9 protein-coding genes are annotated in these 8948 nt (G+C 65.6%); 5 read left to right on the top strand and 4 right to left on the bottom strand.

Going from position 1 to position 8948, the window contains the following annotated elements; translation table 11 throughout:
* Positions 1 to 4: 4 nt before the first annotated feature.
* The 4 genes from ACFOY6_RS06865 to ACFOY6_RS06880 form a co-directional block, all read right to left on the bottom strand.
* Positions 5 to 1510, bottom strand: a complete 1506-nt coding sequence (locus tag ACFOY6_RS06865) for a type II and III secretion system protein family protein (protein ID WP_379649750.1) — start codon at positions 1508 to 1510, stop codon at positions 5 to 7.
* The gene (gene cpaB / locus ACFOY6_RS06870; RefSeq protein ID WP_379649752.1) at positions 1507 to 2355 is read right to left on the bottom strand and encodes a Flp pilus assembly protein CpaB; all 849 of its coding nucleotides are present in this window, start codon (positions 2353 to 2355) and stop codon (positions 1507 to 1509) included. The genes ACFOY6_RS06865 and cpaB overlap by 4 nt, the downstream gene beginning before the upstream one ends.
* A gap of 9 nt (positions 2356 to 2364) precedes the next feature.
* Entirely contained in the window at positions 2365 to 2862 is a 498-nt protein-coding gene (locus ACFOY6_RS06875; RefSeq protein WP_379636753.1) for an A24 family peptidase, read from the bottom strand.
* A gap of 91 nt (positions 2863 to 2953) precedes the next feature.
* Positions 2954 to 3157: a Flp family type IVb pilin gene (locus tag ACFOY6_RS06880; protein WP_379649754.1), complete on the bottom strand. Its 204-nt coding sequence runs from the start codon at positions 3155 to 3157 to the stop codon at positions 2954 to 2956.
* A gap of 354 nt (positions 3158 to 3511) precedes the next feature.
* Here ACFOY6_RS06880 and ACFOY6_RS06885 point away from each other — a divergent pair, with 354 nt between their 5' ends.
* The 5 genes from ACFOY6_RS06885 (at position 3512) to ACFOY6_RS06905 (ending at position 8619) form a co-directional block, all read left to right on the top strand.
* The gene (locus ACFOY6_RS06885; protein ID WP_379649756.1) at positions 3512 to 4843 is read left to right on the top strand and encodes a pilus assembly protein TadG-related protein; all 1332 of its coding nucleotides are present in this window, start codon (positions 3512 to 3514) and stop codon (positions 4841 to 4843) included.
* Entirely contained in the window at positions 4840 to 5286 is a 447-nt protein-coding gene (locus ACFOY6_RS06890; protein ID WP_379636759.1) for a TadE/TadG family type IV pilus assembly protein, read from the top strand. Before ACFOY6_RS06885 ends, ACFOY6_RS06890 begins: the two co-directional genes overlap by 4 nt.
* Complete coding sequence (locus ACFOY6_RS06895; protein WP_379636761.1) at positions 5264 to 5677, top strand: TadE/TadG family type IV pilus assembly protein; 414 nt, start codon at positions 5264 to 5266, stop codon at positions 5675 to 5677. Before ACFOY6_RS06890 ends, ACFOY6_RS06895 begins: the two co-directional genes overlap by 23 nt.
* A 984-nt stretch (positions 5678 to 6661) precedes the next feature.
* Positions 6662 to 7909, top strand: coding sequence for a hypothetical protein (locus ACFOY6_RS06900; protein WP_379636763.1), 1248 nt, complete (start codon positions 6662 to 6664; stop codon positions 7907 to 7909).
* Between the two features lie 500 nt (positions 7910 to 8409).
* Positions 8410 to 8619, top strand: a complete 210-nt coding sequence (locus tag ACFOY6_RS06905; protein WP_379636765.1) for a hypothetical protein — start codon at positions 8410 to 8412, stop codon at positions 8617 to 8619.
* The last annotated feature ends 329 nt before the right edge of the window (positions 8620 to 8948 follow it).

Genomic DNA, 8948 nt, shown 5'->3' on the forward strand with positions numbered 1-8948 from the left:
GGGGCTACTCCAGCATGAAGCCGGCATTGGCCGGCCGGCGCAGCACCGGCGGCTGCGCGCCACGGGCGATCTGCCGCCGCTCCAGCACGCGCTCCAGATCCGTCGCCGGGCGGAAGCCGTCGGTCGGCGCCGCCAGCAGCGCGGGGTCGGAGACCGGGCGGACGACATAGGGGGTGACGATGATCACCAGCTCGCTCTCGCTGCGCTGGAACTGGTCGGAGCGGAAGAGCGGGCCGAGGATCGGCAGGTCGCTCAGCCCCGCCAGCCCCTGCTGCACCTGGCTGCTGTTGCGGGTCAGCAGGCCGGCGATGGCGAAGCTCTGGCCGCTGCCCAGCTCCACCGTCGTCTCGGCGCGGCGGACGGTCAGGGCCGGGATCTGCACGGAGCCGCCCACGATCGGCACGCTGATGGCGCCGTTCTGCGACAATTCGCTGACTTCCGGACGGATGCGCAGCGTCATCCGGTCCGCCGACAGCACGGTGGGCACGAAGGAGAGGCTGACGCCGAAGGGCTTGAACTCCACCGAGATCTGCCCGGTGTCGCTGGCGGCGACCGGCAGCGGGAACTCGCCGCCCGCCAGGAAGCTGGCCGTCTCGCCGGACTGCGCCGTCAGGTTCGGCTCGGCGAGGATGGTGATCAGCTGGTCGGCCGCGAGCGCGTCGATCACGCCGTTGATGTCGAGGCGCGAGGTGCGGATGCCGCCGGCGATGCGCCCGGCGGCGGCGGCGCTGCTCAGGGCGCCGGCGCCGCTGGCCACCGCGCCGGCGACGCTGCTGGCCGAGGGACCGCTGCGCAGCCCGAAGGCGAAGCTGCCGACGGAGCCGAGCGCCTGCCAGTTCAGGCCCAGCTCCCGGGTGATCTGGCGGGAGATCTCGGCGATGCGGACGCGCACATTCACCTGCGTGCTGCCGCGCACCGCCAGGGCGTTCTCCACCGCCCGCTCCTTGCCGCCGAAGGCGGCGGCCAGGGCCAGGGCGCGGCTGGCCTCGGAGGGGCTGGCCACGCTGCCCTCCAGCACGATGGCCGAGGCGGTGACGCGGAGGCGCAGGCCCTGCAGGCCCGGCACCGCCTCCCGCAGGGCGGCTTCCAGCGCCGCCGCGTTCAGCGGCGCGGCGGCGGGGGTGGCGGGCGCCAGGGGCGTCAGCACCGCCGGATTGCCGCCGGCCGGCGCGACACTCCCCCGCACGGCGATATCGTACTGCGCCACCAGCGAGCCATCCTCGGCCGTGGCGATCAGGGTGGTGCGCCCCTCCGCCACGCCCATGACGAAGAGGCGCGTGGGCGAGGTGGGCTGCACCCGGGCGATGCGCGGATCGGCGGCGATCACCGTGCTGGCCGGGCGCGGCAGGGTGAGCAGCTGGCCCGTGCCGGCCTCCAGCCGCGCGCTGCCCATCAGCGGCGCCGTCGGGCCCGCCGGCGCCACGGTCGGCAGCGCCGGCTGCGCCAGGGCCAACCCTGGCAGGAGCAGCAGGCCGGCCATGCCCAGCAGCCGGGGTGGGAAGCCGGTCATCGGAAGGTCAGGTCCTGTGCCTCGCCGCCCTGGATCACGCGCATGCGGGTGACTGCTCCCTGTTCGGTCTGTGAAAGCGCGCTGGAGACATCGGCGCCGAAGACGGCAGCCCGCGCCGCGGCGGGTTCGGCCACGGCCGCCTCCTCCATGGCGCGGACGGTGACGGCGAGCCGGCCCAGGCGGCTGGCCACCGCCACCCGCTCGGCCTCCCGCGTGGAGACTTCCAGCGTCACGGTGCTCGCCACGCTGCGGGTGGCGGATTCGGCGCTGGCACCTTGCGTCATCTTCTGGTCCACGGCGATGACGCGGATATCCGTCAGCACCGTCTCCGCCACCACGCGGCGGTCGAGCGGGGCCTGGGAGGCGTCGAGCTCCTGGGTCAGGATCAGGTCCACCTGGTCGCCGGGCCAGATCAGCCCGGCGGCGCCGGTCACGGCGTCGACGCCCACGGAGATGGCGCGCCGGCCCGGGCGCAGCACGGCGGCGAGGAAGCCGCGGTCGCGCGGGCGCAGCACGTCGGCGCGGGAGAGCGGCGCGCCGGCCTCGCGGTACTGGCGCAGCATGGCGCCCTGCAGCTCGGCGCGCTCTTCCGGCGTGTCGCGCAGCGCCTCGCCGGATGCGGCCTCGGGCGGCACCTCACGCACCACCCAATCGCCTTCCTTCAGCAGCGATCCCGCCAGAAGGGGACGGGCCGCGACCAGCACGCGCAGGCGGGTGGGAGCCGGCGGTTCTGCGGCGGCGGCGGAGGCTGCCGCGATCGGCGCGGGCGGCTGCACCGCTCGCCAGGCAACCAGCCCGAGGCCGGCCGCTGTCAGGAGCAGGAGCAGGACGAGGAAGAGCCGCATCGTCGTGCCCTATATCCTGTGCAGGAGGACCGCCGCGTCGCCCAGGGCGATGGCCAGCCCATAAGGCAACGGTCCCCGCCGGCGGATGCGCCAGGCCTCGACATGGCAGAGGCGCGGCAGGATGCCGCCGGCCGGGGCAGGCCGCGCCAGATGCGCCGGCAGCAGCCAGGAGAGCGCCAGATAGGCCAGGGCCAGAACCCCGCCGGCGAGCGCGGTGACCACCAGGAAGTCCCAGACCATGGCCGGGGCCATGCCGAGGGCGAGGGCCGACATCAGCTTCACGTCTCCGCCGCCCAGCGCGCCGCGCGCGAAGAGGAAGAGCAGGAGGGCGAAGAGCGCGGCCGCCGTGAGAACCGAGAGGAGCGCCGCCTGGGGGCCCAGGGCCAGCCGGGCGGCGAGGCCGATCAGGGCCGCCAGGATGCTGACCGTGTCGGGGATGGTACGCGTGGCGATGTCGCGCCAGGCAGCGACGGCCAGGAGCGGGAGAAGACAGGCGAAGAGAAGCACCGCCAAATGTCTCCTGCAGCCTTTGGATAAAATGGCCAAGTCATGGGTACGAGGCGGCGGGAACACCGCCGCCTCGAAGGAAGAGAATTTATTACGGGGTGGTTGCGGCGGTAACCGCAGAGTCGACCTTGGTCTGAACACCGCTCAGAAAGGTCGTGATGTTGTCGCCAAAGCCGCCGATGGCGGCCGCAACGCCCACCACGAGCACCGCGGCAATCACGCCATATTCCAGGGCGGTGACTCCCTTGCGATCCGCCTTGAGAGTGGTGAGCAGATAAATCGCCTTACCCATCATGGGATTCGCTCCGTTATCGCACCGCAGCGGGAACAGGATGTCGCGCGACCATCGCGCGATCTCTCTCAATGACTGCCCGCATCGGTAGCAATCCGGAGGTAACATTTGCCTCTTCACAACCTCAAGAGGTATTTCAACGCTTGGTAAAAATCCTGCGAGAATGTTAAGGGGTGTGTGCTGAACATCACAACCCCTTGTGCGAGGCGCAAGCCTGAGCGCAACCCTGAGCAAATAGCGACCCGGCCTCCTTCCATCCTTGAGTGGTCCCGCGCTGTGCCCCTTCGCCTCCCCCTCCTGCTCTCCCGGCTCGGCGGTCCGGCTTCACGCCTGCGGCGGGACCGGCGGGGCGCCACGGTGGTGCTGTTCGCCCTCAGCGCCACGGCGCTGCTCGGTGCGGTCGCGCTGATCACGGATGGCGGGCTGCTCTATCTGACCCAGCGGCGCGTGCAGAGCGCGGCCGACGCGGCCGCCATCGCCGCCGCCTCGGCCGCCGGAACGCGCTCCAGCACCGCCGCCCTGGCGGCCGCGACCGAAGTCGCGACGCTCAACGGCTTCACCACGGATGCCGAAACCACGGTGCAGGCCCGCAATCCGCCTGACAGCGGCCCCTACATGAACAACGGCCAGGCCTATGAGGTGACGATCCGCCGCCGGCAGCCGATGGCACTCGCCGCCACCCTCTTCGGGATGGGCGATAGCGATGTCAGCGCGCGGGCCGTGGCCATGCTGAAAAGCCAGATGCAGGTCTGCCTGCTTGCCCTCAACGGCACCGCCAAGGTTTCCAGCTTCAGCAAGTTCGAGATGCGCGGCTGCGCCATCGGCGCCAATGCCACAGGCAGCAAGGCGGTGCAGATCGATCAAGCCGGCAGCTTCAGCGCCCAGGGCGTCGTGACAGCGGGATTGTGCGACGGCTGCACCAACACGAATGTGAAGCTGACCGATGGCTACCAGGAGCAGATGCCGCCGATCTCCAACCCCTATGCGCCGCTGGACAAGCTGACCCCGCCGGATCCGCCCTGCACCACCAGCTCCACGACCAGCTTCAATTCCACCATGCGTATTCCACGCTACGAGCAAAGCCAGACGGCCTTCTGCAACAAGGCCTATTTCGTGGAGAATGACGGCGTGGTCGTGCTGGACGCCGGGACCTACATCTTCCGCAATGCATCGCTGACCTTCCGCAGCCTTTCGGAAGTGCGTTGCAATGGCTGCACCTTCATCCTGGTTGGCACCGGGGCGGGCACGACGGCGTCCTTCACCGCCGCCACTCTCAGCCAGTTCCTCTGCGACAACTGCAGCATCGTGCTGCTGGGCAGCCAGCCCGGGCAGGTGACGTTCAGCAGCATCTCCAAGGCCCGCCTCACCGCGCCCGCGACCAACACCTATGACTCCGCGCTGAACGGCATGATCATCACCCGCGCCAATGCCGGCCCCGCAGGCACTAGCAGCAACCCGACGCTGAACCTCAGCAATCTCAGCGCGATCGATCTGCTGGGCGGCATCTATGTGCCGAATGCCTTCACGCGCATCAGCAACATGTCCGCGCCGAACCCCAGCACCTGCCTTCCGGTGGTGGCCGGCACCCTGGAGGTGGGGCAGCTCAGCAACTTCCCCTTCGACGTCAGCGGCTGCCCGGGCCGCAATACCAAGGTGCCGCAGGTGATGGTGCCGAGGATGGTGGAATGAAGGCGATGCTCACCCGCCTCGGGGTCTGCCGTCGGGGTGTTTCCCTGACGGAGTTTGCGCTGATCGCGCCTGTCCTCTGCCTGCTGGTGATGGGCAGCTTCGATGTGGGGAACGCCATCCAGCAGAGCCTGCAACTGGAAGCGGCGGCTCGGGCCGGGGCGCAATATGCCTTCAGCCGCCCGGCCGACAGTGTGGGCATCACCGCCGCCATCCGCGCCAATCTTCCGGGCTGGAGCGATATCAGCGTGCCGGACCCAGCCATGGCCTGCCGCTGCGACGATGGCGCGACCGTGTCCTGTCATGGCGGTGTCTGCGCCACGGGCACGCCGGCCACCTATCTCTCGATCCGCGTCAGCCGGCCTTTCAGTGCCAGCACACCCCTGGCTGCCGCCGTCCTGCCGGCGCAAACCCTGACCGGCCATGTCGAACTCCGTCTTCGCTAGGCTCGGCCGGCGGGGCGCGCTCTCGCTCGAATTCGCCCTCGCCACCTTGCCCTTCATGCTGCTTTTCATGGGCGGTATCGAGATGTCGCGCTACGTCTACACGGTTCAGGCCGTGCACGCCTATGCCGATGCCGCGCTGCGCAGGACGCTGGTCTATGTGGGCGAGGACGCGCAGAAGCGCTGCTTGGCCGATCTCTCGGAGGTCGTCGCCCGCCCGGGTCTGCCCATGGGGCTGGAGCCGGAGCAACTGCTGCAGGAGCGGCGAGGCTGCCAGCGCAATGGCAGCATCACCCTGGTCAGCATCGACATCAGCTACCGCTTCACCTTCGCCGTGAATGTCCTCGGCACCGGAGAGGCGCGCATCACCCGCGCGGCGCAGCAAAATCTCTAGCTAACAGCGCCTTGCTTTGATGGAAACTCATGGCGCGATCTGAGGGCGGACGCGGCGCTGGAGGCTGTCGGCAAGGCTACGCAGCAGGATGTGGATGCGGGCCGCCGACGCATCACCGCACCGGCGGCTGATAATGGACATGACAGCTTCGACTTCTTAACGCTGCCGACAGAGGCTTTACAGCTTGGTGGCCCAGCCTCATCGTCATTTCCTGGCGCAGCGAGATGCCGACAACGGCCGGGGCCGAGCAGCGCCTCCGGGCAGAGATCAGATTATCCACTTTCGGTTCCTCCTTGCCGAAGCGATGACTGACCTCGCTGTATCCGGCGTTTGCGGAAAGAGAACTGTAGGGGTGATGGCTGCAGCCGCCGCGGCGAGCGGCTCAAGATCCGGGGGGTCGCCGCAGCGTCTGCGGACCGGGCCACAGGGCGAAGGCCCCACTCCCCCAGGTCGCGCTGCCGGCGCCGTTTCTGGCCCTCCCAAGCAAAGTGCCAGGAGACGTGGGACAGGAAAAAGCTTTCTGTATCGGCGGTCAACCGTGCGTTGTGCTGCTCAATCCTCCCGACACAGTCAGGGGCTTTTGCAAGAGCCGCGTCCAGAAGATCCTGCAGCACGGCGTCGAGTGATCTGGCACCATCCGCAGCGCGATGAAGCGCTGCAGTCGGCCGCAAAGACGGAGCAGGCCCTTGAGGCCGTGAGGGGCGAATGCTTGCCCAGCAAAAGGGTGGAAAGCAAATCCGTCGAAGGAGGGGCTGAATGCGAGAAGCAGCCAAGTGGCGGAACCTTCGGCAGATCAGGGCAGCCGCCAGTTGGGCAAAGTGCGCGAGTAGATTATTTGCACAAATGTGAACGCAAAAAATTCAACTTTGAACCAAGGCCGCCAACAGATCAATAAAACGGAAAATAATAAAGCACTTTCCTCAGAGTTATGTTTTAAAACATTCAGATCTGGAAATTTAAATTTATTATAGAAGGATGTATTTCATGAATTATTTGTTGCGGATACTATTATATTTTCTGTTGTCTTTGCCTGTGCAGGCTAAGACGACCATAGGCTATGACAGCCAAGGCTATCCTGCCCTAATGGTCGATGGTAAAGTATTCGAACCGCGTGGATACAATGTTGTCATACAGCATCAGGGAGAACCCTACCAGAGTTTTGCTACTTTCGATGTTGAGTATTTTAATCCTGAAATGTTGGAAAGAAATTTTAAAATATTGGAGAAAGCCGGATACAATTACGTCAGGCTTTGGCTGAAAGGCTATGACGCCGATAACGGATTTGGCCTACAGGCGCCTGGTATCAGCGACAGCTATGTGAACAATGTGCTGCTGGGGATGCAGTTGGCTCGGAGGCATGGGCTGCAGGTCGTGCTGACCGGCAGCTTCCGTCCGGGCGTCTGGATGCCGGCCAATTATATGCCTGCCGGTCAGCCTTCTGGCAGGGAAGTATCCGGCATAAATCGCCTTTTGCTTTTGCCTGCCATGGCACAAGCGCTAGGAGATTTCTATGAAAATTTGCTGACCCGTATTAGCGAAATGGACAATAAAATAATATCGAGTATTCTTTATTTTGACCTTTATAATGAATTACATTTCGATCTGTCACAACCGCCGTTCGAGAGGATGGCTGGGAAGTATGTTTATGCGGGGCAGACCTATGACCTGGCGATTCCCGGCGACCGCCAAGCACTGATGGACGCGGCAGGACGGCAATGGCTGCGTACTATGGCTGGCGCGATCCATCGGGTAGAACCTGACTTGCTGATAACAGCCAGTTCCTTTCCGGTGGCAAACTTCGGGCATCGTGGTTTCGATGGCGGCAAAATACTCGGCCAGCCGCAACAATGGAAACCGTATCCTCTGCGGCCCTCCGTCATCTTGGCTGGTGGTGCAAACTTGATCGACATCCACCTTTATACCCGTCCCGCAGGGAACAACCGGTCACGCTCAGCGCAAAAGGTCGTTGAATTGCTGGCAAGAAGCGACATAACGCCAGCATTGACAGCGCATGTCCCACTAATTTTGGGCGAGTTTGGTTCAAAGGACTTGTTCATTTCTCAGCCCGATAAGTCTCTGCCAGAAATGGAGACTGTTTGGCAGGCACTTTGTCCACTGCGTCCGGCAGGGTACGCACTTTGGGTTTTGCGCGGCAGCATGGCCCAGCAGACCCCAGGAGGGGTTGCACTCTTGCACCGCTTTGGTGCAGCTACGCCTCATTGTCCGCGATGAAGCCAAGTTCTGAAGGCTGTCGTGAGATCGCTGGAGTGTCTCGGGACTGGTTGTCGTCACCGGTCCGGTAGATCAGCCGGAGCCAAGGTGGGCTGCTCGACGAGCCTGTACGGCCTGGGCAGGAAGATGCGGTGGACGAGCCGAAGCGGCTGCGGTGGGAGAACGGGATCCTCCGCCAGGAGCGGGACATCCTGAGGCGGGCCACCGCTTTTCCACCGAGGAGGGAGGTCGGTGAGGTTCGCGCTCATCGATGTGGCGAAAGAGGGATTCCCCCTCCACCGTCTCTGCCACGTTCCTGGCGTCAGCCAGAGTGGCGACATTGCCTGGGAGGGCTGTGCTGGCCTGCCGCCGCCAGCATGAGAACGTGGTTCTCCTGGCTCATGCTCGGCCGGCTCTCTCATTGTTGAACGGCACCTTTGGCAGCCCGAGGACCATGCGGGAACTGCACGACAGCGACTTGGCGGCCGGGCGCCGCCGGAGGGCCCGTCTGATGCGGGAGGATGGCCTCGCGCCCGGCGGAAGCGACGGCTCAAGCGGACTACCGACAGCATCATGCCCAACCGATCGCACTCGGCCTGCGGGACGGGGACTTGTCGGCGGAGGACCCCAATCAGAAGTGCACCATCGATATCTTCTACATCCGGAGCGGCGAAGGCTGGTTGTGTCTGGCCGTGGTCACCGGCCTGTTCGCGCAGCGGGCCGCCGGCTGAGCGCGGCATACCGGCTGCACCAGGAGTTGGCGTTGGCCGCCCTGCGCAAGATCCTCGCCATGCGTCGCCCGGCGCCGGAGCTGATCCATCATGCGGAGCGTGGCAGCCAATATTGCTCTGCTGGCCACTGAGCGGAGCTCCGAGAGCACGGCATCCTGATTTCGATGTCGGGCAAAGGGAATTGCTACGACAACGCCATGGTCGAGACGTTCTTCAAGGCGCTGAGGTCGGAACGGGACTGTCAGGAATTTCGTGTAGGGCGGGGCATAGTAGGGAAGAAGGAGACCCCCTATGGCCCGACGGAAAGAGCCGCGGATCCCGGATGCGAT

It is taken from the genome of Teichococcus aestuarii, assembly GCF_042651065.1.
GTDB lineage: Bacteria > Pseudomonadota > Alphaproteobacteria > Acetobacterales > Acetobacteraceae > Pseudoroseomonas > Pseudoroseomonas aestuarii.